Source organism: Sphingobacterium sp. UGAL515B_05 (genome assembly GCF_033097525.1).
Taxonomy (GTDB): Bacteria; Bacteroidota; Bacteroidia; order Sphingobacteriales; family Sphingobacteriaceae; genus Sphingobacterium.
Genome location: NZ_CP109907.1, coordinates 6,181,822 through 6,205,136 on the forward strand (window position 1 = coordinate 6,181,822; position 23,315 = coordinate 6,205,136).

The 23,315-nt window shown below is 39.4% G+C and carries 19 protein-coding genes and 1 tRNA gene; 8 read left to right on the forward strand and 12 right to left on the reverse strand.

The genetic code is table 11. The annotated features are described in order from the left end of the window. Positions 1-75 precede the first annotated feature (75 nt). Positions 76-1,989, reverse strand: a complete 1,914-nt coding sequence (locus OK025_RS25805) for an AAA domain-containing protein (RefSeq protein ID WP_317667631.1) — start codon at positions 1,987-1,989, stop codon at positions 76-78. Positions 1,990-2,202: 213 nt separating this feature from the next. Here OK025_RS25805 and OK025_RS25810 point away from each other — a divergent pair, with 213 nt between their 5' ends. The 3 genes from OK025_RS25810 to OK025_RS25820 all read left to right on the forward strand — a co-directional run bounded on the left by OK025_RS25810 (position 2,203) and on the right by OK025_RS25820 (position 3,661). Further along, positions 2,203-2,541, forward strand: a complete 339-nt coding sequence (locus tag OK025_RS25810) for a cupin domain-containing protein (protein WP_317667632.1) — start codon at positions 2,203-2,205, stop codon at positions 2,539-2,541. A 124-nt stretch (positions 2,542-2,665) separates the two neighbouring features. Continuing rightward, positions 2,666-3,367: a BlaB/IND/MUS family subclass B1 metallo-beta-lactamase gene (gene bla / locus OK025_RS25815; RefSeq protein WP_411567710.1), complete on the forward strand. Its 702-nt coding sequence runs from the start codon at positions 2,666-2,668 to the stop codon at positions 3,365-3,367. 220 nt (positions 3,368-3,587) lie between these two features. Next, a tRNA-Ala gene (locus tag OK025_RS25820) sits at positions 3,588-3,661 on the forward strand. Between the two features lie 62 nt (positions 3,662-3,723). Here OK025_RS25820 and OK025_RS25825 read toward each other — a convergent pair. After that, positions 3,724-4,152 carry a nuclear transport factor 2 family protein gene (locus OK025_RS25825; RefSeq protein WP_317667634.1) on the reverse strand — a complete coding sequence of 143 codons (429 nt, stop codon included), beginning with the start codon at positions 4,150-4,152 and terminating at the stop codon, positions 3,724-3,726. A 342-nt stretch (positions 4,153-4,494) separates the two neighbouring features. On the opposite strand from OK025_RS25825, the gene OK025_RS25830 reads away from it, so the two are divergent. After that, a complete protein-coding gene (locus OK025_RS25830; RefSeq protein WP_317669789.1) occupies positions 4,495-5,697 on the forward strand; it encodes a hypothetical protein in 1,203 nt (400 codons plus the stop codon). A 3-nt stretch (positions 5,698-5,700) separates the two neighbouring features. On the opposite strand, the gene OK025_RS25835 is transcribed toward OK025_RS25830, so the two are convergent. Then, positions 5,701-6,825 carry a lipid II:glycine glycyltransferase FemX gene (locus OK025_RS25835; RefSeq protein WP_317667635.1) on the reverse strand — a complete coding sequence of 375 codons (1,125 nt, stop codon included), beginning with the start codon at positions 6,823-6,825 and terminating at the stop codon, positions 5,701-5,703. 260 nt (positions 6,826-7,085) lie between these two features. On the opposite strand from OK025_RS25835, the gene OK025_RS25840 reads away from it, so the two are divergent. Beyond that, positions 7,086-8,762: a helix-hairpin-helix domain-containing protein gene (locus tag OK025_RS25840; RefSeq protein ID WP_317667636.1), complete on the forward strand. Its 1,677-nt coding sequence runs from the start codon at positions 7,086-7,088 to the stop codon at positions 8,760-8,762. Continuing rightward, positions 8,752-9,228, forward strand: a complete 477-nt coding sequence (ybaK, locus tag OK025_RS25845) for a Cys-tRNA(Pro) deacylase (protein ID WP_317667637.1) — start codon at positions 8,752-8,754, stop codon at positions 9,226-9,228. The genes OK025_RS25840 and ybaK overlap by 11 nt, the downstream gene beginning before the upstream one ends. Position 9,229: 1 nt before the next feature. Here ybaK and OK025_RS25850 read toward each other — a convergent pair whose 3' ends face one another. From OK025_RS25850 to OK025_RS25885, 8 genes are all read right to left on the reverse strand, one after another. Continuing rightward, complete coding sequence (locus OK025_RS25850) at positions 9,230-9,997, reverse strand: methyltransferase domain-containing protein (RefSeq protein WP_317667638.1); 768 nt, start codon at positions 9,995-9,997, stop codon at positions 9,230-9,232. Between the two features lie 42 nt (positions 9,998-10,039). Next, a complete protein-coding gene (locus tag OK025_RS25855; protein ID WP_317667639.1) occupies positions 10,040-11,023 on the reverse strand; it encodes a lipoate--protein ligase in 984 nt (327 codons plus the stop codon). Positions 11,024-11,155: 132 nt separating this feature from the next. Then, complete coding sequence (locus OK025_RS25860; RefSeq protein WP_317667640.1) at positions 11,156-12,160, reverse strand: glutathione synthase; 1,005 nt, start codon at positions 12,158-12,160, stop codon at positions 11,156-11,158. 13 nt (positions 12,161-12,173) lie between these two features. After that, positions 12,174-14,006, reverse strand: coding sequence for a flavohemoglobin expression-modulating QEGLA motif protein (locus tag OK025_RS25865; protein WP_317667641.1), 1,833 nt, complete (start codon positions 14,004-14,006; stop codon positions 12,174-12,176). Beyond that, on the reverse strand, positions 13,996-14,775 hold the full coding sequence (locus OK025_RS25870; protein ID WP_317667642.1) for an N-formylglutamate amidohydrolase: 780 nt from the start codon (positions 14,773-14,775) through the stop codon (positions 13,996-13,998). The genes OK025_RS25865 and OK025_RS25870 overlap by 11 nt, the downstream gene beginning before the upstream one ends. Before the next feature lie 818 nt (positions 14,776-15,593). After that, positions 15,594-16,880, reverse strand: coding sequence for a Glu/Leu/Phe/Val dehydrogenase dimerization domain-containing protein (locus OK025_RS25875; RefSeq protein ID WP_317667643.1), 1,287 nt, complete (start codon positions 16,878-16,880; stop codon positions 15,594-15,596). Further along, a complete protein-coding gene (gene hppD / locus OK025_RS25880) occupies positions 16,852-17,979 on the reverse strand; it encodes a 4-hydroxyphenylpyruvate dioxygenase (RefSeq protein ID WP_317667644.1) in 1,128 nt (375 codons plus the stop codon). Before hppD ends, OK025_RS25875 begins: the two co-directional genes overlap by 29 nt. Positions 17,980-18,010: 31 nt before the next feature. Next, positions 18,011-19,168 (reverse strand): homogentisate 1,2-dioxygenase, encoded by a 1,158-nt coding sequence (locus OK025_RS25885; RefSeq protein WP_317667645.1) that lies wholly within the window; start codon positions 19,166-19,168, stop codon positions 18,011-18,013. Positions 19,169-19,485: 317 nt separating this feature from the next. On the opposite strand from OK025_RS25885, the gene OK025_RS25890 reads away from it, so the two are divergent. Beyond that, a complete protein-coding gene (locus tag OK025_RS25890; protein ID WP_317667646.1) occupies positions 19,486-20,460 on the forward strand; it encodes a fumarylacetoacetate hydrolase family protein in 975 nt (324 codons plus the stop codon). 10 nt (positions 20,461-20,470) lie between these two features. Further along, positions 20,471-21,370: a flavin reductase family protein gene (locus OK025_RS25895; RefSeq protein WP_317667647.1), complete on the forward strand. Its 900-nt coding sequence runs from the start codon at positions 20,471-20,473 to the stop codon at positions 21,368-21,370. 93 nt (positions 21,371-21,463) lie between these two features. Here the strand turns inward: OK025_RS25895 and OK025_RS25900 are convergent, their stop codons facing one another. Continuing rightward, positions 21,464-23,221, reverse strand: coding sequence for an aromatic amino acid hydroxylase (locus OK025_RS25900; protein ID WP_317667648.1), 1,758 nt, complete (start codon positions 23,219-23,221; stop codon positions 21,464-21,466). Positions 23,222-23,315: the final 94 nt, after the last annotated feature.

Consider the following 23,315-nt stretch of genomic DNA (forward strand, 5'->3'; position numbering starts at 1 on the left):
ACATTACAGGAATCAATCTGGTCAGTAAGTTTCAATAAAAGCAAGAGGCTACTTCCTATGAAGTGGCCTCTTCCATTATATTGCTGAAATATCCCATTCCCACACACTATGATAGTGCCCTATCGACTCGGTATAGGCAATAAATTCTCGGTAAAACGGATGTGAACCTATTGTAGCACTATCTCCAATAACAACCAATTTCTTCTTAGCCCTAGTCATTGCCACATTCATCCGGCGAACATCAGACAAAAAACCAATCTGCTGTTCAGCGTTACTTCTGGTCAAACTGATATAAATAACATCCTTCTCCTGCCCTTGAAAACTGTCTATTGTCTGTATTTTAATCAAGTCGTTAAAAGGTCGTAGCACTTCTTCCCCATCCAATACCTCCTTCAATAAAGTGGCCTGCTTTCGATAGGGAGCAATCACCCCGACGCTCAGGCTTTCATCGAGGCTCAAAGACGCTGTCCAAGCTCCAATATGGTCGTTCAGATGAGCTTTAATAAAATGAGCTTCTCCTAGATTAAAGATTGCGCCGTCGCTTTCGGTTTCTTCAAACCCCGCTCCCGCTGTATCGATAAATAAGACCGGTTCGGTATCCACTGCTAAGCTCCACTGTGCCACTGTACTATCTGCTCTCAACAAACCATTATACAAGGCTGTGGACGGGTATTGCATAATTTGTTCATTCATGCGATACTGTACATCTAACAAAGAAACCAATTGCGGATTATGATCTACCAATTTTTCGAATAATGTATGGCTCAGGCCATGGTGAGGTACATTACTGGATTTTACAGTAGGAGGCAATTGATTGTGGTCTCCCGCCAAAATAACTCGATGTGCCTTTAATATCGGGATCCAGCAAGCAGGCTCCAATGCTTGTGCGGCCTCATCAATAATGACTGTTTCATAGCTGCGATTGCGAATAACCTCATGATTCGATCCAACCAAAGTTGCAGTAATTACCTGCGATTTATCCAAAACATCTGCACTGATAAAATCTTGAATCTTATCGACATCTTTTCTGATTCGATGAGCTTCATCAAACAACGCTTTTCTTTGCTCCCGCTCAGCTTTTCCAAAATTACGTTTATATTTTTGAGCCATCTCTGTATACGTCCGCACTTGCTTTTGAAGTGTTTTAATATCCTTATTTGCAGGATGTCGATCAATCTTTGCATCGAGTGTCAATTCCTGGAGATGCTCCGAAACCTTCACAGGGTTTCCTATTCTTGTTACTGCAATTCCAGCAGCATCTAGACGTTCAGTTAACAAATCAACGGCAGTATTGCTCGGTGCAACAACCAACACTTGCTTGTTGTATTGTTTTAGCAATGCCTTCACGGCCTGAACCAATGTTGTTGTTTTCCCTGTCCCCGGCGGCCCATGCAAAAGAGCTACAGTACTTGCTTCCAATAGCTGTTGGACCGCTTTATTTTGCCCCGTATTTAAGTTGGGATGCTCAAAGAATTCTGCAATAGATTCAGTTGGAATCAACTCTTCACCGATTAATCTTCTCACAAAACTACCTTGCTTTGCATCACGGCTCAATTCCTTTCCTTTCTCCAAGGCATTGAACATCTCCCGATAGGAATACTCATCAAATAACAAATCAACACCAAGCTTCCCTCTTCTGCTCCATTCTGGAAGTTCATCGACACGAAATGAAATTCGCATCCCATCCCTATTGATCGAAGATATGATGCCCTCTATTCGATCTCGGTCGGGATCGTGATTTGAGAACAGACAAACTGGCATACCAAAGCGAAACTTATGTTCGACCTCATAATAATTTGTTCGATTTAAATTAACGGATAAATAGTCTCCTCTCCCAAGCTCCGTATCTGTTATCTGAATCGGAAACCAGGTGACACCTTGCATTCTTCGTTCATTCAAACTACTTTTCAACAACAAATTTTCATGTTGTAATCGATCAAATTGGTGCTCCTGACGTAATAAAGTAATAAGCTCGTCGAAATAATTCATCGTGTAATATACAAATTGCTCAGGCGCAAAATAACTGTTTTTTTACTTATTTGGACCATTTGGTTTTTAATTCATCTCATATGTAGTCAAATTTTGTAAAGCAAATTGATATGTTCCAAAAGAAGCATTGGATCTAACCGTAAATTCATATTTTTTTACTATAATTGGAAAAGAGAGCGTTTTCCAATCGAAGCTCCATAAATCAACAATTAGATGAGCGAAATATTCTTACACGACAGCGAGCAGCAATGGACAGACCTGGGCGAAGGTGTTATGCGAAAAATACTCGTTTTTAATGATGAACTCATGCTCATGAAAGTTCGTTTTAAAAAAGGGGCTATCGGTGCACTTCATCAACACCCCCACACACAGATTTCTTATGTTAGTGCAGGAACATTCAGATACCATATTGATGGTGTTGATCGCATCTTAACCGCTGGCGATTCTTGTATCATCTATTCGCAATTGATTCATGGATGTGAATGTTTAGAGGAAGGAGAACTGATCGATTCGTTCACCCCATATCGTGAAGATTTTGTTCAATCTACCTAAAAAATGTATTAATCAGGTTTTGAAAAAATAATAATCATTTTGTTCTAACGTTAATGCAATAACATTCAAAAATATGATCTCACTTCTTTCTCCTTATATTCGCGCAACATTTGCTGCCGTATGCATGAGCATTAGTTTATTCGGTCTTTCTCCATCTCTACAAGCGCAAGAAAAACCTCTTTTAATAGAAAAGATAAATCCGCATCTGTACCTTTACACGACCTTTAACACCTTTGGAGGTGCCAAATATGCTGCTAATGCGGTATACCTAATTACAAAAAAAGGCGTTATCCTTTTTGATACACCATGGGATTCCACACAATATCAACCCTTATTGGACAGCATCAAACAGAAACATAATTTACCCGTCATTGCTGTTTACGCGACACACTGGCACGAAGATCGGGCAGGTGGCTTTGCTTATTACAACGGTATTGGTATTCCAACCTACGCAACAAAAATGACGAACGACCTGCTAAAGGTAAATCACAAAGCCCAGGCCACTCATCTTGTTTCCACCAATAAAACCTACACCGTCGGCGGACAATCTTTTGTTTTGAACTTTTTTGGTGCCGGACACTCCATGGACAATGTTGTTGTCTGGTTTCCCCAATATAAGATCCTAGACGGTGGTTGTTTTATAAAAAGCTCCGAAGCCCAAGATCTAGGATTTACGGCAGATGGGGATATAAAATCCTGGAAACCATCCCTAGCGAGGTTATTGGCAAAATATCCCGAAATTAATATGGTTATTCCTGGGCATGATGCCTGGAAAGATAAAGGTCAGATAAAGCGAACCGAAGCGCTGCTTACTGAGGGACACTAATACATTGTTCATGTCCTCCTTTACGCCGGTAAACTCTCTTGTTTTTCAACGAGATAAAAACACCTTAAGATATCCAAATAGAAAAATAGAGTGGTCAGCTCGAGCGTATTTGTGTATCAAAAAAAACGACTAGATGACATACGTAGAAAATATGTAGAAAAATAAAAAAGAGGCTTTGTTTATCCAAAAAAGTGCTATCTTAGCGACACCAAATAAAGCAGGGGCATTAGCTCATTTGGCTAGAGCGCTTCGCTGGCAGCGAAGAGGTGATCAGTTCGAATCTGATATGCTCCACAAAAAAAGGGTACTTAAGTACCCTTTTTTTATTTTTAATCAGCTTTTTTTCTAAAAAACCTCTATTTATAAGAGTTTACAGATTTAGAAATTTTCCAAGTTCCGTTTTCTTTAACAAGTGTGATCAGATCTGTTTTAGCAAAACCATCAAATTGCATCGTAACTTTCGCTATTGCATAATCAGGTAATTCTTCAACGATCTGTGTTGTTGTTTTGCAGTTCATCTTGATTCCTTTTTGTTTTTTCAAAAACTCCACCATCTCAAGACGGCTAAATTTCAAATCTTGTTTGCCACAAACTTTTTGGTTAAAATCAGCTGTAAAAAGCTTATCTAAATTAGCTACCTGACCTTCGGTCATTGCTCCAACGTATTCATCGATGGCTAAATCAGCAGTAATTAAATTGCGTTCTTCTGGTTTAACTGAAGCCATTGAGCAAGTAGAGATTGCAATCATTGCCGCTGCTACAAATGTTTTTACTAAAGTTTTCATATCTTTTTCAATTTTATAATGTATTAGTATATTTTCTTATTCTACTGTCGCTTACTATATAAATTTGTTGCGTACTTTTTTTATTTATTTTCTGATTCAAAGTTAAGACAACTCATATATTGATTTCATTACATTTAGATTAACATTACATTAAAATCGGTAAATGCTCTTTTTTTCTAGGCGAATGAAATTTCCAATCAATTCTCTTTATAGCCAAAACGTGACAGAATGAATAAATTATTGGTTTGAATATTGTTATTCTATCTATTTCCTGCTAGATTGCATTCTTTCATGACACACTACGATAGCGCATATATTTTTTATATTAAATGGTCTATTTTGATGGTTCTACTTGTACTTGGCGATACTGTATATGCACAACGTCCCGTCAATGAAATAGAAACCACCAAACATCTTGCTGATACAAGTAAACAACGTGATCTGATTGATATTGGAAAAGAAATATTAAATATCAAGCCACCCCAAACTGTCGATAGTACAGGAAAGAAAATCTATTTTTCCTTTTTACCCTTTTCGACAAATGTTCCCGGAGGGGGGCATGCTCTAATTACAAGTACAACCGCAGGATTTTATTTAGGAGATCGTTCCGACACCTATATGTCTAAAATGACATTTACGCCTTACACAAATTTTGGCAAACGATTTGGTCTGCCAATACGTTCTTACATCTGGTTAAAAGATAATACATGGGTGATTGATGGGGATATCCGTCTACTAAAATATCCGCACGAAACTTGGGGAATTGGCAAAGAGCATCATGGTGATCAGCAGATTAATTTAGATTACACCTACTTTCGTTTATACCAACATGCATTAAAAAGAATTCATGGAGGCCTTTTTATGGGCATTGGTTATGATCTGGATTATAGAATGAATATTAAGTCTACGAGCAATACCAAGCTCGAAGACTACACGTCCTACCCTTATGGAACAGATTTAAAAGACAATACCATGTCTTCAGGAGTCAGCTTCAATTTAATTTACGATACGCGCGCCAATTCGATCAATACCTGGTCGGGTAACTATGCCAATTTACAGTTCCGTGTAAATCCGACATTTTTAGGAAGCGATCAGAACTGGAAATCGCTATTTCTCGAAGTTAGACGATACCATAGGCTTACCCAAGACAGAAATCGCCAAAATATGATTGCCATAAGGAGTTTCTTCTGGACGGTATTTAATAGTAAAGCGCCCTATCTTGATCTTCCGAATTTAGGATGGGATCCATACAATAGTTCGGGAAGAGGCTTTCCAGTCAGTCGTTTTCGTGGTAAATCACTTTACTATTTAGAAACGGAATATCGTCGTGATATCACCCAAAATGGCTTATTTGGATTTGTTGCATTTATGAACTTTACGACATTAAACGGGCCAAAGAATTCCATGTTCGAAGACTGGAACGTCGGCACTGGTGCTGGTGCACGAATTAAGTTTAACAAAAACTCGGGCACCAACATTGGAATCGACTATGGTATCAGTAAGAATCACCGTGGCGTTAGACTCACCTTGGGTGAGGTCTTCTAGTTTCTAACTTAAATGATAGCGCTGGTTTTTAAACTCCATTGACGCATAGTACTGATATTTCCTATTGTCCAAGGGATAATCCCAACAGCCCATACGGTGGTAGATTTCACCACCAAATCCTGTTTTGAAACGATAAAGTCCATATAAAGGGTGTGAAGGATCTGCCTGTGGCGATACTCCAAAGAAATCATATTCTGTACAGCCTTTTTCTTTCGCAAGCTGCATCGCACGCCATTGCAAAGCGTATGTCGCCATATAATTACGATTTTCGGAAGCAGAAGCTCCATATAGATAAGTCCCCCGATTTGCTGCAATTACCAAAAACATCGCGGCCAAAGGCTGGCTATCCACTTCGGCTACTAAAAGATATACATCTGCGGGAGATAATGTATCACTTGCCCTTGCAGAAAGAACGATCTTAAAATAGCTTATATCATGTAAGAAAAAGTTATTTCGAAGAGCTGTCTGCCGATAAAGCTCATACCAAACCGCCAAACTTTCAAGCCCCAGCGAACGCACACGTACTCCTTTTCGCTCTGCTAAATTGATATTATATCGAGTCTTAGATTTCATATTTCCAAGCAACATATCCTCCCCCTTTCTAAGATCCATAAAAATAGTATTTGAAGGAAGTATGTCCGTATTGGCTTTATGAAAGTTCCAGTTTTCTGTGTTAAAATTAAAGCGCATTTCCTGAATCCGTTTCTCCGGCACCCCTAGCCAGTTACCATGAAGATCGTAACAATCGTCCTCTTTAGCCCAATGTGATTCCCAAGATAAATCATAGCGTATCATTATACAATTTGGTGGCAGATGGGAACGTAAACTTTCCGATAACTGTTCTAAAAAATAGCCCTGGTTTTCATCTGAAGGTTCAATCTCAGGTCCATAAGGTACATAGGCTATGCTATGTTCCTGATCTATGGCTTGTATAATAATTAATAGATCACCGATAAAATAGGTATCGTCGTCGACTCCGACATACAGATCGGATTGTTTGGATTTAAAATTAAATGCCTTCGATTGTATACCTTGCATTTTTTTTACTGCAGACCAGTAAGCAGTTTGTTGAATAATACCTGTTTTATAAAGCCCACTGATTTCTTTGTCACTAATGTCTGCTATCATGATATTTTACTATTTAATAGGGTTGTTTTTATAAGATATTCACAAAATCGCTGCAATTTTAACACCCAAAAACGGCAAACATAGCCAAAATGTTTGGTTAAGCGCACATGCATTTGTCACTTTGTTGTTAATTTCAAGAAATAGAGAAAAATAGGCATTCAAAGTCGATTTTTTACATTATTTAACGCCATAATATCCGCGTTTGAATTGTTATTTTGACCTAAAATTTAAGATATTTGTAGCTTAACAATTCAAATACGATGGACAATAAAGCGATCTCAAAAATTTTCAAATTATGTAGCCAATTGATGGAGCTTCACAACGAAAATCCTTTTCGAACAAAATCCATTGCAAGTGCCTCTTTTAAGTTGGATAAGCTACCTTTCCGTATTGAAGAGGCCAGTCTTGAAGATTTGAGTGCACAGCCTGGAATCGGAAAAAGCACGGCTGAAAAAGCCAAAGAAGTTGCCGCTACAGGAACTTTCAAAGAGCTTGAGGATCTTATTGAAAACACACCATCCGGTATTATTGAAATGTTAAATATTAAGGGCCTTGGCCCTAAAAAGATTCAAATTATCTGGAAAGAACTCGAGATTGAAAGTGTGGGCGAATTACTGTACGCCTGTAATGAAAACCGTCTCGTAGAAGCAAAAGGGTTTGGTCTTAAGACACAGGAAGACATCAAAAAATCCATTGAGTTTTCTATTTCCAACAAAGGATGGTTTTTATATGCAAAAGTACTTCCACTGGCAGAAAAATTTTTCAACGACTTGAAATTGCATTTTCCTTCTTCACTGCTGTCATATACAGGAGATTTCAGAAGAAAATGCGAGGTTTTGAGTACCGTAGATCTTTTAATATCGGAAAGTATAGACAATGTCGAAAAATTCCTTGATGGATTTACTTTAGTGGAAAAAACAGAAAACTCCATAGAACTGACCGATGAATTGGGGTTTACTTTCAAAGTATTCAGCAGTAATATCAATGATTTTTATCGCGACCTGATTCTTAGTACCGGATCCACTGCACATCTCGATCATCTATTTAATATTCTACCGGATCTCCCTTCACTTTCCAGTGAAGAGGCCATTTACCGTAACTTGGGTTTAGATTATATTGAACCCGAATTACGAGAGGGGTTGAATGAAATAGTGCAGGCTCAAACACATACACTGCCAAAGCTGATTCAATACAAAGACCTCAGGGGAACACTCCACAATCACTCCACCTATAGTGACGGCGTACATAGCCTCGAGCAAATGGCATTACATTGTAAAGATGTCCTGGGGCTAGAATATTTGGGTATATGCGATCACTCGCGAACTGCAGTCTATGCCAACGGCCTCTCCATTGAGCGATTGGAACAGCAGTGGAATGAGATTGCTACATTAAACGAAAAATTGGCTCCTTTCAAGATTTTCAGGGGAATTGAATCCGATATTCTAGGTGACGGTTCATTAGACTATCCCGATGAGGTATTGGCTAAGTTTGACTTCGTTGTCGCCTCCGTACACTCCAATCTGAAAATGGACGAAGACAAAGCCACAACAAGACTAATCAAAGCGATCGAAAATCCGTATACAACAATCTTAGGCCATCCGACAGGAAGACTATTATTAAGTAGGGCCGGATATCCCTTAGATTTTAAACGGGTAATCGATGCTTGTGCGGCAAATGGCGTTGTCATTGAGATAAATGCCAATCCTTTACGATTAGATCTGGATTGGAGATGGCACCGTTATGCAGTAGAGAAAGGAGTTTTGCTTTCCATCAATCCCGATGCCCATCGTACAGAGGGATTGCACGATATGCAATATGGTGTATTGGTGGCTCAAAAGGGTGGTCTGCAAGCAAGCAACTGCTTGAATGCATACGCGCTAGATGCTATAACGACCTATTTTAATAAGAAAAAAACAAGGCTAGGATATGTCGAGTAAAACAAATGCTGTTCGGCTGTTGGACACAGCAAAAATTAAGTATGAACTCAGAGCATACGAGGTAGACGAACAGGACGTCAGTGCTGAGCATGTCGCTGAAACCCTAGGTTTGGCACCCGAGACGCTTTATAAAACCCTGGTCTTAAAAGGCAACAAAGACCCTTATATTGTTGCCGTAATTCCCGGAAACGCACAGCTCGACCTTAAAAAAATAGCGAAGGCCTCTGGGAATAAAAACTGCGAAATGCTTCCAATGAAAGACCTTTTAACGGTGACCGGCTATATTCGTGGTGGCTGTTCACCTATTGGCATGAAAAAACAGTTCCCAACCTTTATTGAAGAAGCCGCACAATTGGAATCAGCGATTTCCGTCAGCGCGGGAAAAAGGGGGCTTCAGATTATTTTAGACCCAGCGGACTTAGTCACAATTATAGATGCCAGTTGGTCGGACCTAATCGGCATGTAGATTACATTTTACGTCCGTATAATAAAATACGCTTGAAAGAATAGATCGCCGGAAATTTAGTAAACTGTTCTTTGATGCGTGTTTTATATTCAGTTATAAACACAGACTTCTTATCTTCCTCCAATTGTTCCATGTAAGGAATCAAAGCAGACCCAGCGATAAAATTGTAAAGCATTTCTGCATCAGCAGCAATGAGTGGATATACACGAAGAGAAAGGTTTAATTGATCCAGGCCATTATCAAATAGCAATTGCGCATAAGTATCCATATCCAATACCGAAGAAGGCCTATTCCAGCCCCCTAAATAGGTTCGATAGGGTTCTTCCGTCGCCAATTCAAATAAAATTTTATTGAGTATATTTTCGGGCTGATAAGGCATTTGTATCGCCAATTGTCCGCCAACATTAAGCTTAGAAATAATTTGAGGGAAAAGAACCTGATGATCTTCCAGCCATTGTAAAGCAGCATTACTGAATATAAGATCCCAGGTTTTTGGCTCTGCAAGGAAGGCCTCGACGGAACTTTGCCTAAATTTTAGACGCTCCGTTTCCAACTTATGGCTTTTAGAAAGCATTTCAGCAGAAGAATCTATCCCAAGAAAGGTCGCTTGAGAAAATTGTTCACTTAAGATAGCTGTCTGTTCACCTGTACCGCAACCTAAATCGACTGCATGCTCCATTTTATCGGCAGTGATTAGCTCAGATAAATCATAAAACGGTTTAAAACGGATATCTTTAAATTGATTGTATATAACTGGATTCCAAGGCATATATTTATTAATTAACACCCATATCGGGCAATACTACATTTTCTAGTTAAACAAGGTAAGAATTTCTGCGGGTTCAACTTTACCAAAATACGTCGTCAAATCAATTGATTTCAGTAAGGCATCAATCGCTCCTACTTCATGCTTTTCACCAATCAATAAATTTTCAAGTTCATGAATTGATCGGGATGCAAAAAAATCACCGAAAATTTTAGCCCTTTCAATGTATCCTTTGTGTACATCCAAATGCAACTCGATGAATCCTGCAGGGATCTTAATTGCTTTTTTAAAGTTATAATTTGGTGAAAAACCGAAGTTCCAATCCCATGTTTCATACTTCTCTTCGACCAATTTTTCTATATTTTCAATGTCCGAAGCCGTAAACTCAATCATTTTGGCTGCCGGATTCTCACGTTTTATTTCTTCAATCAGCAATTCCTTAAAATCTCCAGTCGTAAAACCAGCAGGTAGATATTCAATTAAATTTGCGACACGTGCGCGATTCGATTTTACCGCCTTATCTACAAACTTCAATGGATTAACCTTTAAAGCATCACTTAATACCTGCATCTGCGAATCAATCAATATCGTACCATGTTGAATCATCTTCCCATTTTTTGCAAGCTTGGCATTTCCACTAAACTTCTTCCCATCTACCAGGAGGTCATTTCTTCCCTCTAATTTTGCAGGGATATCCAATTTGTTCAAAATATGCACAATCGGCTGGGTAAAGGTCGAAAAATCCATAAAATCATGATTTCCCAATAAGGTATGAAAAGAAAAATTTAAGTTTCCAGCATCATGATAAACAGCACCACCGCCAGACATTCGTCGCACAACCTTAATCTGATGCTCGTTGACATAATCAAGATTGATTTCGGCCAAGGTATTCTGAAATTTACCCACGATAATTGAAGGGTCATTTACATAGAGTAAGAAAATATCCTCTTCCGGAAATTTACCCAACAAATACTCCTCTGAAGCGATGTTAAAATAGGCGTTGCTGGATGGAGAATCGATAATTAGCATATTTTTCTTTTTTCAAAAGTAACAAGAATTTAATTCCTGTAATTCATTTCAAATTCATAATTACTGCAAATCATTAGCTTAGCAATCCCGCAGCGATTTCAACAACATCATTTTTCATCGATACAACTGTCATCAACCTCGTTTTCTGAAAGCAACCTTCTCCGCTAATTTTTCAATAATAAGCGCAGAAAAATCCTCTTTTACAATTTCTTCCGTCTGGCATAATGCTCCCGGACTAAATACGTTGATTTCCATAATACGATCTCCTACCACATCCAAACCGACAAAATACATTCCGTCTTGAACTAATTTATTCCGGATCTTATCGACCATAAGCAATAACTCCGGTGAAATAATAGCTGCTTGGGTCTTTGCACCTTGATGCACATTGCTCCGAATCTCATCCCCTTGTTGCACGCGATGAACAGCAGCATATTTTCCATTGATCGAAATAGGCTCTCCATTTAGTAAAAAGAATCTTATATCACCGCGGGCAGCTTCCGGAAGATATTCCTGGCCAATTACATAACCATCTCGGGCAATAGCTTCTACCGTTTGCTTGAGGTTTTGCTGATTATCCTTGTTGATTAAAAATACGTTTTTACCACCGGACCCCTTCAAGGGTTTCAAAATAATAAGCTTATTCTGTTGTTCAAAAAATTCAATGACATCGGCATAGTTTCGGGTTACAATTGTTTTAGGTCGAATAGATTCATCAAATCCCTCGAGATATAACTTATTACTAGCCCGACTAAGGCTATCGGGATCATTGATAACCAATACACCTTTTTCTTTTAGGAGAGCGGCAAATTGTAGAGCTGAAGCGGCAGCCCAAGGTCGGTTAACCATATCCAGGACTGGATCAAATCGTAGCCAGACCACATCCATTTCTTCCAACATCATCTTCGTTTTTTCTGTTGCGCGCAATACTTCCATGAGGCTATTGGTAGAAGTAAGCATCTGATCAGGGAGTACTTTTCGCACATGGGCGGCGATATGGGCCGACTCATAGTAGAAATCGGCCAAGCCAATATAATAAATTTCATGTCCCATTTGATGGGCTTTCAATGCCAAAACAGTCGTCGTGAAACGAGCAGTTTCCTTATGGGTTTGGTTGATCACGAATGCTATCTTCATATAAAATATCTGATTACTGAATCATTTGAAATATTCCATTACTTTTTTTGAGATGTAACAAGGCATCCTTGTATGGATCCATTAGATACCTTGGTGTCAGGACCGGAGCCTTCAAGACGCCCTTTAACATGAGTTCTTCAACGATTGGTATATAATCTTCGCGGATTTTGCCCATCGTCAACAGGGATAGATCTCGCCCACTCTTGATATAATTAGTCAATTCGATTAAACCACTCAAGTATAATGCATCTTTGGTAAGCCCACCACTTCGATAGACCCGCATCGTCATTTGAAAAGCTGTTTCGGTCAAAAATTGGTACTTGTCTACCAATACTGAAAATGTATCAATAAATGAACTGCCCTGCTGCATGTGATGGACAGCGATAACTCTTCCTGCCAGAATACGTAGTCTATTATTTGTGAGCCCCCCCACCAAATACTCAGCAAGTACAGCGAGGCCTTCCTGAAGTTTTTCATAACCGGGAACCCCCAATCTAAAGAGACTGAACGGCTGTTGCTTCCCATTATAGTAAGTAACAATATGTGTACCGACCTCATGTTGAATCAATGCCTTTACCCTATTCCTTGGCAAACTATACTGCTTACTTATATTGAGTACGCCTTGATTTACCATCACGCCATAAATATCATCCCGCAGCCTCACTGTGGTGCCAAAGCTTGGATCTTGGTTTTTCAGATAATCCAATTCTTCCTGGGCGAGCTTAGCGAACTCTTCGGCATAGACAATATCCTCTTCTTTCGTTCTCACTTCTCGATCCGTTGTCGTAATTGTCAAAATTGCCTGAGCCTTTTCCAACAATTTTTCATTGACAGTACCAAAAACCTGCATACTGCCCAACAAAAATCCTTCTTTTCCCCGCTCACTCAACATGGTCATCATCTGATCAAGCTCCTTGCGTTTATCACGAAACAAATAAGCAATGGAAGGATCAAATAAATCTTCGATATGCAAGTTATAGAGGTTTCTCTTGATAATATCTGGATCAATCGGCATGGGCCTATATCGAAAAACAGGAGTCTTTCGGTAATTTCCCTTTTTAAATTGCTGCCAGGCATCATAAGAATTTGTTGGTGTTACCAATAATAAAAAATCAAATCGTTGACTTTCCCGTGCTAATTTCTGATCAATCTCCCAAGCTAAAGGAATCATCTTTTTAGGCTGGCTTATTTTAAATGCCGTAGGTTTAGATAAGGTATGTATACGAATGAATTCGAAGAATGTTTTCGACAGACTCCTAGATATGGCTTCACGGAAATGACGCAGATCGATCGGTAAAATTTGCTGGTCTACCCCTAAAAGGTATTTCGGTTTTATCTCTAGCCCCATGTAAAATATATTGGTGTTCAGATTATCCAACTGTACACTCGAAGGGGATAAACTTTGCGTTGCATTTGTTTTGGAATCTGTCAGTATCTCCACTTTGGAAATCGATTCCTCTGTTGTCAGTTGCTTACCTAGATACTGAGCGATAGCCTGTACATTTTTCCGCGCAATATGAATTTGGATATCTTCCTCCTGTGCTGAATCTGATGCCCAAGCTTCAATAATCAAACAAGCACCAAACTCTTCGACAAGTTGATTGAGGATTGGAGCGATCCATTCAGAAACATTCATCTGCGGATCTCTTACCCTAAAATAAGCTGGTTCTGATTTAACCAACTCTGCCAGCATAGGGTCTTGACTAAAAAACTGTCTGTATAAAAACAGATAAGGAACAACTTGATTAAATACCAGTTTGTTTTTTGGCGGAATCTGTACGTGGAAAACCTCCTTATTTTTGATCATTTTTAAAATGCCAGCAAGTTGTTTCGCATTATCTTTCATAGGCAAAATAATTTTCCAGTGTTCCAATGCTGTGCAAGAGAAGTTGTTTATACTCCTGAAGCTTTTGCGGATATACTTCCCCAGTCCATTCGTCCATAAAGTCTTTCCGAAATTCGATAGAAAAAATACAGCCTTTATCACCAAACTTATCATTCAAATACGCAGAAAGGAATCCGCCCTTAAACTTGACATTCTCACGTACGTCGTAAACTTGTCCATCTTTTCCAGTCTGTAGCGCTTCCAAAACCTGATCAGTCAGCGTTCGCCATTTTTTGTGATTATGTTGCGTACCAATATTGATCTGAGGGTCGGTTTCATTATTTAAACTAGTGTCAGCCCCACCGCGACGCATATTATAACTATGAATATCATACACGATAAAATAGCCATAACGATCAATCGTGCGCTGAATTGCTTGGCTTATTTCCTCATATATGCGATCATAGGCTGCATACAGCTGATCTTTTAGTTCATTGGGTAGATCCGTTCGCCATACCCGCATCCCCCAAGATTGCTCGGGTGTAAGATAAATAGCATCTTCTCGTTTTCGATTAAGATCCAGTTGAAACCTGGAAGTTCCCGATACAAATCGATTACAGGGTAATTCGGCCAAAATAGCCGTATAAGGATCCTCTTCGCGTAATCGTTCCTCGTCTGAAATATTTATGTAGGGCATCAAATGCGCATCGACCTGATGGCCATCATGAATGGCAAAAGCCCAAAATGGGCTATCGTAATTTTCAAATTGATAGCGATATGTTAAAGACATGTACCTTTTTTTAAACAGTTTACGTCAAATAGACAGCATTGATTGCTGACCTTTTTGTTTAGATAAACGCTTATGAGCAACAAAAGGTTTGAAAATTAACTGGATTGTCTTAGAATTAGGGGCTCCCCCTTCTTATCCGAAAAGAGGCTGTTAAAAATCGTTAAACAGCTAACGGGTTGAGTACATTGGCATCCTTCTTGAATATTATTTTGTAGTTTCATAAATTTAGGTTAATAATTTAGTTAGTTTATAAAAAACCTGTTAGTCCCCGCTAACAGGTTTTTTATTTCCCCTAAAAAGAAAACAAAATAAATAGTAGTATATTTTATTGGAAATCAATAGCAAATAGTCAAAAAATGTTAAAAAGTAAAAAAAACTCCAATCAGTTGAAACATTTCTTGAACTTACTACGTTATATAGGTACTTTTCATAAATTTAGGTTAATAATTGGTTAGGAAAACTCCTGTTGCTCCCCGCTTCAGGAGTTTCTGTTTATCAACATCTTAAAACTATAAAAAGACAAAATATTTCATCAAGAGGACCAGTATTTGAAAACTGCAGGATGAAATTTGTTTTTAGCCTATGCTGTTTTGATCTTTCAACAAAACTTCAAAAAAATCAAATTTCAGGCAGAAATTTTAATAACAAAAAAATGACAATATGTTCATGCTAAGAAAATAAGTTTTGGCATAGGTATTGCACTGTTTTAAGCATTCATAAATTTAGGTTAATAATTGGTTAGTTAAAACACTTGAAGTTCCCCGCTTCAAGTGTTTTTTTTATAGCATTATAGCAGAAGTAAATTAGCGTTTAGCCTCTTATTCTTCGTTACCGATTTCCACCAACTGTTTCAATGCAATTTCATATGCTCGCGATGATATATGTGTCTTTTTAGAAGAAACGGTCCTAATTTTCTTTAATGCTTCAAAAATCACACTGGAAACATCCGAAAAAATTGCGTCATCACTAATTTCGATATTACGTTGCATTAAATAAGCAAATACTCTCGCCATACCACAATTCGCAATAAAGTCAGGTATAACTGCAACATGCTGATCTGCGAATTCCATAACAGGCCCATAAAATATTTCTTGATCTGCAAATGGTACATTGGCACCTGAAGCGATCACCTCAAGCCCATGATTTATCATGTGTTGGATCTGATCTTTTGACACTAAGCGGGAGGCCGCAGCAGGCACAAAAATATCTGTTTCCAAACTCCATATTTCTTTTTGTATCTGATCAAAAGGAATCAGGTCCGGAGAACAAAGCTCATTGCCTTTGCGCTCTAAAAACAAACGGGTAATATCTTCCTCTCCAAATCCTTCCGGATTGATCAGTCCGCCAACTCGATCAATTATACCAACTATTTTTACACCAAGTTTAGACAGATAAAATGCCGCTGCGGCAGCAACATTACCCCAACCTTGAATTACCGCTCGCTTCCCAAAGCAATTTTCGCCAAAAAGTTCATAATAATGACGAATTGACTCTGACACGCCATATCCCGTGATCATATCTGCCACTTTGTACTTGCGCTTCAGATCCGGGCTGTAGGAGCTATCTTCCAATACTTTAGAAACCCCATAACGCAATTGTCCAATTTGATGAATACGATTGCTTTCATTCACCTTAAAGTGACCATTCAAAATGCCTTCTTGCGGATGCCATAGTCCATATTCTTCCGTCAACGGGATTACATCATGAATTTCATCGATATTCAAATCTCCACCTGTCCCGTAATAGTTTTTCAATAGCGGTGTGACAACTTTAAACCAACGTTCCAAGACTTCATTTTTCCTTGGGTCATGTGGGTCGAAATCAATTCCAGATTTTGCTCCTCCTATTGCAGGGCCAGATACCGTAAATTTGACCTCCATTGTTTTTGCCAAGGATTCTACCTCATGCCTATCCAATCCAGCCCGCATTCGGGTCCCCCCGCCAGCTGCACCTCCACGTAAGGAATTGATAACAATCCATCCCCTGGCATCAGTTTCACTATCTTTCCATTCGAAAACAATTTCCGGACTTTTGTGCTCAAAAGCCCGCAATAATTCCTTCATCCCTTCCATACTCCTATAAATTTCCTCGACGTTCTTGTTCACGTTCTATTGCTTCAAAAAGAGCCTTAAAATTTCCTGCTCCAAAACTTTGTGCCCCCTTACGTTGGATGATTTCATAAAATAAAGTTGGTCGATCCTCTACCGGTTTTGTAAAAATTTGCAGCAAATAACCTTCTTCATCACGATCAACTAGAATACCCAGTTCTTGGATGATCCGGATCTCTTCATCAATTTTTCCAACTCGTTCAGGCAACATATCGTAATATGCTTCGGGAGGAGCACCCAAAAATTCTACTCCCCTTGCTTTAAGTTCCCGCACGGTGGCCACAATATCTTTGGTTGCTAGAGCCGCATGCTGTACACCTTCACCCTCATAAAATTCAAGGTATTCTTCTATCTGCGATTTTTTCTTTCCTTCGGCAGGCTCATTAATTGGAAACTTAACAAAGCCATTTCCATTGCTCATCACTTTACTCATCAAAGCTGAATATTCTGTATTAATTTGCTTGTCATCAAAAGATAAAATATTGACAAACCCCATCACATCCTGATACCATTTTACGGTTTCATTCATCTTATTCCAGCCAACATTACCCACACAATGATCAACATAAAGCAGTCCAGTTTCCGTTGGATTGTAATCGCTTTCCCATTTTTCATATCCTGGCATAAACGGGCCAGAATAATTGCGGCGTTCAACAAACATGTGGACCGTTTCGCCATAGGTATAAATGCCTGCTGTCCAAACTTCTCCATTTTCATCCTTCAGCAGTTGTGGTTTCTGATAGACTTTCGCCCCTCTATTTGTTGTTTCTTCAAATGATTTTCGTGCATCGTCTACCCAAAGCGCCAATATTTTGACACCATCACCATGTTTTTTAACATGTTCTGTTATAGGGTGGTCAGATTTCAACGCTGTGGTAAGCACTAAACGTATTTTATTTTGTTTTAACACGTAAGATACCCGGTCTCGAACACCTGTCTCTGGTCCGGCATACGCATCCGACTGGAAACCAAAAGCTGTTTTGTAATAATGTGCGGCCTGTTTGGCATTGCCAACATAAAATTCAATATAATCTGTGCCATTAATAGGTAGAAAATCTTGCGCTTGGGCAATCTTTTCTGCAAATGTATTTGCCATAATTTATATAAAGGTTATTCTTTTATTTTTCCTAACTCATCCAAGATTTATAATAGTCTGGATCTTCTATATCGAGTGCTTCTTGGGTCAACATCAGTGGTCGAAAAGGATCGATCATCACGGCCAACTCCTCGGTTTTCACTTGCCCAATGCTTTTTTCCACCGTCCCTGGATGAGGTCCATGCGGTATACCACCTGGATGTAACGTTATCTGTCCCCTTTCCACGGATTTTCGACTCATAAAATCGCCATCCACATAATATAGGACTTCATCTGAATCTACATTACTATGGTTATATGGTGCCGGAATCGAATGCGGATGGTAATCATACATACGCGGGCAAAAACTGCATAACACAAAATTGTCTGTTTCAAAGGTCTGGTGAACGGGTGGTGGTTGATGCAATTTACCTGTTATCGGCATGAAATCATGAATCGAAAATGCCCAGGGAAAATGATAGCCATCCCAACCCACAAAATCAAATGGATGGCTCCCATAAACATACGGATAAATCATCCCTTGCTTCTTGATCTTCACTTCAAAGTCACCCAGTTCATCAAAAGTTTCCAAATTTTGAGGTACCCGAATGTCCCGCTCAAAAAAGGGCGCGTGTTCCATCAATTGACCAAATTCATTGCGATAACGTTTGGGCGTACGTACTGGAGAGAATGATTCAACAATAAACAGTCGATTATCTTCCTGTTCAAATTCCATTTGATAAATCGTTCCTCGGGGGATTACCAAATAATCTCCATACTTGAAGGGGATACTCCCATATCCAGTCTTGAGTTTTCCCATCCCCTGATGGATGAAGACAATCTCATCTGCCTGGCTATTTTTATAAAAATAGTCACCCATCGACCGACGGGGAGCTGCTAAGGATATATGTAAGTCCTGATTAACCAACACAGGTGTCCTGCTTTCGAGGTAGTCATCTTTTGCCTGTACCTGAAATCCCTTTAGACTGGTATGTTTAAGATGTTTGTCGCGGGCAATCCGGGGAGACACATCATAAGGCGCTCTTATTTGTTTAACGAGTGTGGGTGGATGACAATGGTACACTAAGGAATAAAGACTGGAAAAACCATGTGTGGATACTAATTCCTCGGCATAAAGCGTGTTATCGGGCTTTCTAAAAACAGTATGTCGCTGCATTGGAATTTGCCCTTGTTTAACATAAAATGGCATAATTCTACGATTTAAACGGTTATAAAATTAAATGAATATCCAAATTGCCAATAGAACGATCGGCAAGTAGTAAAAGAGAAGATTAGTATTGTGCAAAAACGATATCAGCTATGATTGCTTTATTAAAAGCAACATAGGGCATGGAGGACGCAAAGCGATGTACACCACGATTGATCATTTTTTATAGTTTATAATGCTTTAATAAAGGTAAGAATATTTTTCTATTTTCAAGAGAAGAAATATTTTTTTCAAATCTTATACAATATATTTGTGTCGAATGCTAACAACATTGAATAACCAAATAGAACACTTCATATATGAGAATTGTCACTAGCACTAAAAATGGTCAACAAGAATTGGGCATTGTTATAGACGACCGCTTTTATAGTTGCTCAGTCATCGATCAAAACCTTCCCACAACGATGTCGGACTTCCTCAAAGGTGGCGAAGAGACCATGAATCAGCTACAAATCCTTGAAACAGCTTTGCGTCAAGGAGCTATGAACAGGCCCTATCGTCTACTAGACGATATCCAACTCATCGCCCCTGTGCCACAGCCAACATCTTTTCGTGATGCTTACGCTTTTCGACAGCATGTCGCAACCTCGAGAAGAAACCGCGGATTAGCTATGATCCCTGAATTTGATGAATTTCCCGTTTTCTATTTCTCCAACCATCAGTCCATACAGGGACCTGGTCCCGTTCAATGCATGCCCCTACATTTAAATCAACTGGATTTCGAACTAGAAATTGCAATAGTCATCAACAAACCAGGAATCAATATCCCCGCCGCTCAAGCGGATGAGTATATTGCTGGCTATATGATTATGAATGATTTTAGTGCCAGAAAACTTCAAATGGAGGAAATGAAATTGAGTTTGGGCCCGGCCAAGGGCAAAGATTTTGCAACAGCAATTGGACCTTACTTGGTGACAAAGGATGAATTGGAACCTTATAAGGTTCAACCTGCAGCAGGACATATTGGCGACTGTTATGAGCTCAATATGACTTGTAAAGTAAACGGCAGGCAAGTCTCAGCGGGTAATTTTGCGAGTATGCACTGGACTTTTGCAGAAATTATTGAACGTGTTTCCTATGGTGTGCAAATTTTCCCTGGTGATATAATCGGTTCTGGGACAGTTGGAACAGGCTGCTTTCTTGAGCTCAATGGCACGGCACGCATAGCCGATCCTAATCATAAAGACCAATGGCTCGACCTTGGCGATGAGATTGAACTAGAAATCACGGCGCTCGGAAAACTTTCCAATTCTATTGTATTATACCATTCATAAATCTACGGATATGACCTCTTCCTTTGAAACCATCACCTTTGAATCTGTTAAAGACAAAGCTATTATTGATAATTTAATTAAGTATGCTGTTGCACCGCGGCCAATTTGCTTTGCAAGCACGATCGATAGCAATGGAAACATAAATTTAAGCCCCTTCAGCTATTTTAACCTGATGTCCCATCAGCCGCCAATCTGTGTTTTCTCTCCATTGCGGCGCATGCGTGATGGTAGTACCAAACATACATTGGATAATATACAGGAGGTTAATGAAGTTGTCATCAATATTGTTAACTACGATATGGTCCAGCAACAATCACTTGCCAGTACCGAATATGGCAAGGAAATAAATGAATTTGATAAGTCGGGTTTTACGCCCATTCCCTCTATTCGAGTTGCACCACCTCGTGTAGCCGAATCTCCAGTCCAGCTGGAATGTCGGGTCAGAGAGGTTGTCGCATTAAGCGATGAGCCAGGAGCTGGAAATCTCGTTATCGCCGAGATCCTCTATATGCATATCCATAAACACTTGTTGGGCAAAAACAATACCATTCAACAAAAAGATTTGGATCTGGTAGCCCGGCTCGGTGGTGATTGGTATTGTCGCGTAACCGACGAAAACTTATTTATTGTACCGAAGCCCCTCCGTAGCCTGGGAATTGGCATAGACCAACTTCCAGAAAAAATTAGATTTTCGAATGTATTAACCGGAAATCACCTGGGGTTGCTGGCTAATGTAGAAACACGACCAACATTAAAAGACCCACAACAAGAAGATAAGTACTTCAACTATTTGAAGCTAAACTTTGAAGACAGCCCATCAAAGTTCACACAAAAAATTCACGAATATGCTGCCCAACTATTAGACGCGGGCAAACTTAATGAAGCCTGGCAAATACTTTTGCAGGTATAGCTTAAATAGACCGTAAAAAAGAGAGCTATACTTAGGTTTAATAGCTCTCTTTTTATATCGCTTTTTTAAAGCCAATTTCACATATAATACTTTTTAGTGGTTATTTAAATCTTCCTCCTTAGCAACACGTAATCCATCATCAATCAGTTTTTTCAAATTTGGATATCGGATAATAAATTCCAAGAGCCTCTGTTCGGCCTGAGTCGTTAATTCCGCTCCGTCATTAGCCCGGGCAATTTCAAATAATTCAACCAAACCTAACCAATGATCTGCATTTTCCGGTCCCAATTGACTGAAAATCTCCAGCCAGACTTTTTGATCAAAACCGTTGTCCCGCAAATTCCGTATCGCAGCATGACAATTCACTAGTTTTACATCTTCCGTTTGGGTAGATATTGAAGATAGATCCTGATCTAAATGCCCCTCCAGCGCATCATAGGCATCTTTATCTGCAGCACCCGCAAATACAGATACTATTTCTGCTCCGACAGCCATATCGTATGTTCCCCATTCAGGTTTAAAATACACCTCTTCCTTAGCGCTACGGTATACCTCACATCCTATAAATGAAATCAAAACAATCTTGCCAAATTGACGTACAATCTTTTGAACAATTCCCGATACAATAATCCCTGAAGCAAAGTTTAACGAACACTGCTGCCCTTCCACTATACCATATTGAATCAATGTTGCTTCATCAAAATCGGCTAAGTTACGATCTGCACCGCACAAGTGTCCTACTGGAGAGCCAAACCCTTCGCTATGATAAATGATACCGTGGCCTTCAAGCTGTTTACCTGCTACCGCCAAAGCTGTAGGTCCTTGTGTTTGAATATAAGAGAGATCTTTATCCGCGTTGGCCAACTTAAAAACGCCCGACACCTGTAAACCGGAACTATATTCCACCGTGCAAACAGCTTTACAGTCTATTGCCTTGTCAAGGCTCTGTTTGCCCCCTACGCGAAAAGCCATGGTATCAGCAAATTTATCCAATACTAGCTTTAGGTATTCAAAATCCGGTGTAACAAATAGCTGTGGTTGTGGTTTGGTAATATCATAAGGATATTCGATTGCATTTAAACCATACGCCAACTTAGGCACATCTTCCTGCATGCAGCTTGCGCTTTCTCCAATGGAAGACAGTAAACCAGCTCCATAAATTTTGGGGTTATGAAGATCTCCAATAAGTCCGTATTCCACAGTCCACCAATGCAACCTACTCAACAATGCCATCTCCGAAGGCTCGCCCATATTATCTTGAATGATCTGCAAATTTTTTTCTGCTTCCGCCAACTCCGCTGCCGTTGTTGTAGCGTGTTCTTTTAAAATAGATAGGTGGCGAATAGCTTCGTAGAGTTCAAAATCTTTGCCCGAAGAAAGTGCTTTCGTACCAACCTCCCCAAAGTACTGCAAATATGTAGCGTAATCTGGCTCACCGATTATAGGTGCATGTCCAGAAGATTCGTGAATAATATCTGGTGCCGGTGTATATTCGATATGTTCCAATTGACGTATGTCTGCAGCAATAACTAGTACGCGGTGCGCCTGAAATTCCATAAAAGCAGCCGGCGGAATAAATCCATCCACAGTCACAGCTCCCCAGCCAATTAATTTTAGACTATCGTTCATGTCCTGTAGGTTCGGGATGGTCGCGATGGATAATCCTGCTTTCTTCAATCCCGGAATATAAGGGTAATAGGCTACATCTTTCAAAAAAGAATAATTCTGACGCATGACATAACGCCACAATGCCTGATCCAGCGCGGTGTAACGTTCATATCGTTGGGCTACTACATAGCGTTTCAAATGTTTGGGCAACCGCTCCAAAACAATGTTATTATATGTTTCCATCTATAATTGGTATGAAAATAAAGTATGAGACTCCTATATGAAGGTAGAAATTATTTATGGTTTAAGAAAGAACCAAGATATTATTTTACTACTT

Bases quoted from the DNA above. Each gene is read 5' to 3' on its own strand.
- OK025_RS25805 (WP_317667631.1), bottom strand. From the start codon at position 1,989: ATGAATTATTTCGACGAGCTTATTACTTTATTACGTCAGGAGCACCAA.
- OK025_RS25810 (WP_317667632.1), top strand. From the start codon at position 2,203: ATGAGCGAAATATTCTTACACGACAGCGAGCAGCAATGGACAGACCTG.
- bla (WP_411567710.1), top strand. From the start codon at position 2,666: ATGAGCATTAGTTTATTCGGTCTTTCTCCATCTCTACAAGCGCAAGAA.
- OK025_RS25825 (WP_317667634.1), bottom strand. From the start codon at position 4,152: ATGAAAACTTTAGTAAAAACATTTGTAGCAGCGGCAATGATTGCAATC.
- OK025_RS25830 (WP_317669789.1), top strand. From the start codon at position 4,495: ATGGTTCTACTTGTACTTGGCGATACTGTATATGCACAACGTCCCGTC.
- OK025_RS25835 (WP_317667635.1), bottom strand. From the start codon at position 6,825: ATGATAGCAGACATTAGTGACAAAGAAATCAGTGGGCTTTATAAAACA.
- OK025_RS25840 (WP_317667636.1), top strand. From the start codon at position 7,086: ATGGACAATAAAGCGATCTCAAAAATTTTCAAATTATGTAGCCAATTG.
- ybaK (WP_317667637.1), top strand. From the start codon at position 8,752: ATGTCGAGTAAAACAAATGCTGTTCGGCTGTTGGACACAGCAAAAATT.
- OK025_RS25850 (WP_317667638.1), bottom strand. From the start codon at position 9,997: ATGCCTTGGAATCCAGTTATATACAATCAATTTAAAGATATCCGTTTT.
- OK025_RS25855 (WP_317667639.1), bottom strand. From the start codon at position 11,023: ATGCTAATTATCGATTCTCCATCCAGCAACGCCTATTTTAACATCGCT.
- OK025_RS25860 (WP_317667640.1), bottom strand. From the start codon at position 12,160: ATGAAGATAGCATTCGTGATCAACCAAACCCATAAGGAAACTGCTCGT.
- OK025_RS25865 (WP_317667641.1), bottom strand. From the start codon at position 14,006: ATGAAAGATAATGCGAAACAACTTGCTGGCATTTTAAAAATGATCAAA.
- OK025_RS25870 (WP_317667642.1), bottom strand. From the start codon at position 14,775: ATGTCTTTAACATATCGCTATCAATTTGAAAATTACGATAGCCCATTT.
- hppD (WP_317667644.1), bottom strand. From the start codon at position 17,979: ATGGCAAATACATTTGCAGAAAAGATTGCCCAAGCGCAAGATTTTCTA.
- OK025_RS25885 (WP_317667645.1), bottom strand. From the start codon at position 19,168: ATGCCATTTTATGTTAAACAAGGGCAAATTCCAATGCAGCGACATACT.
- OK025_RS25890 (WP_317667646.1), top strand. From the start codon at position 19,486: ATGAGAATTGTCACTAGCACTAAAAATGGTCAACAAGAATTGGGCATT.
- OK025_RS25895 (WP_317667647.1), top strand. From the start codon at position 20,471: ATGACCTCTTCCTTTGAAACCATCACCTTTGAATCTGTTAAAGACAAA.
- OK025_RS25900 (WP_317667648.1), bottom strand. From the start codon at position 23,221: ATGGAAACATATAATAACATTGTTTTGGAGCGGTTGCCCAAACATTTG.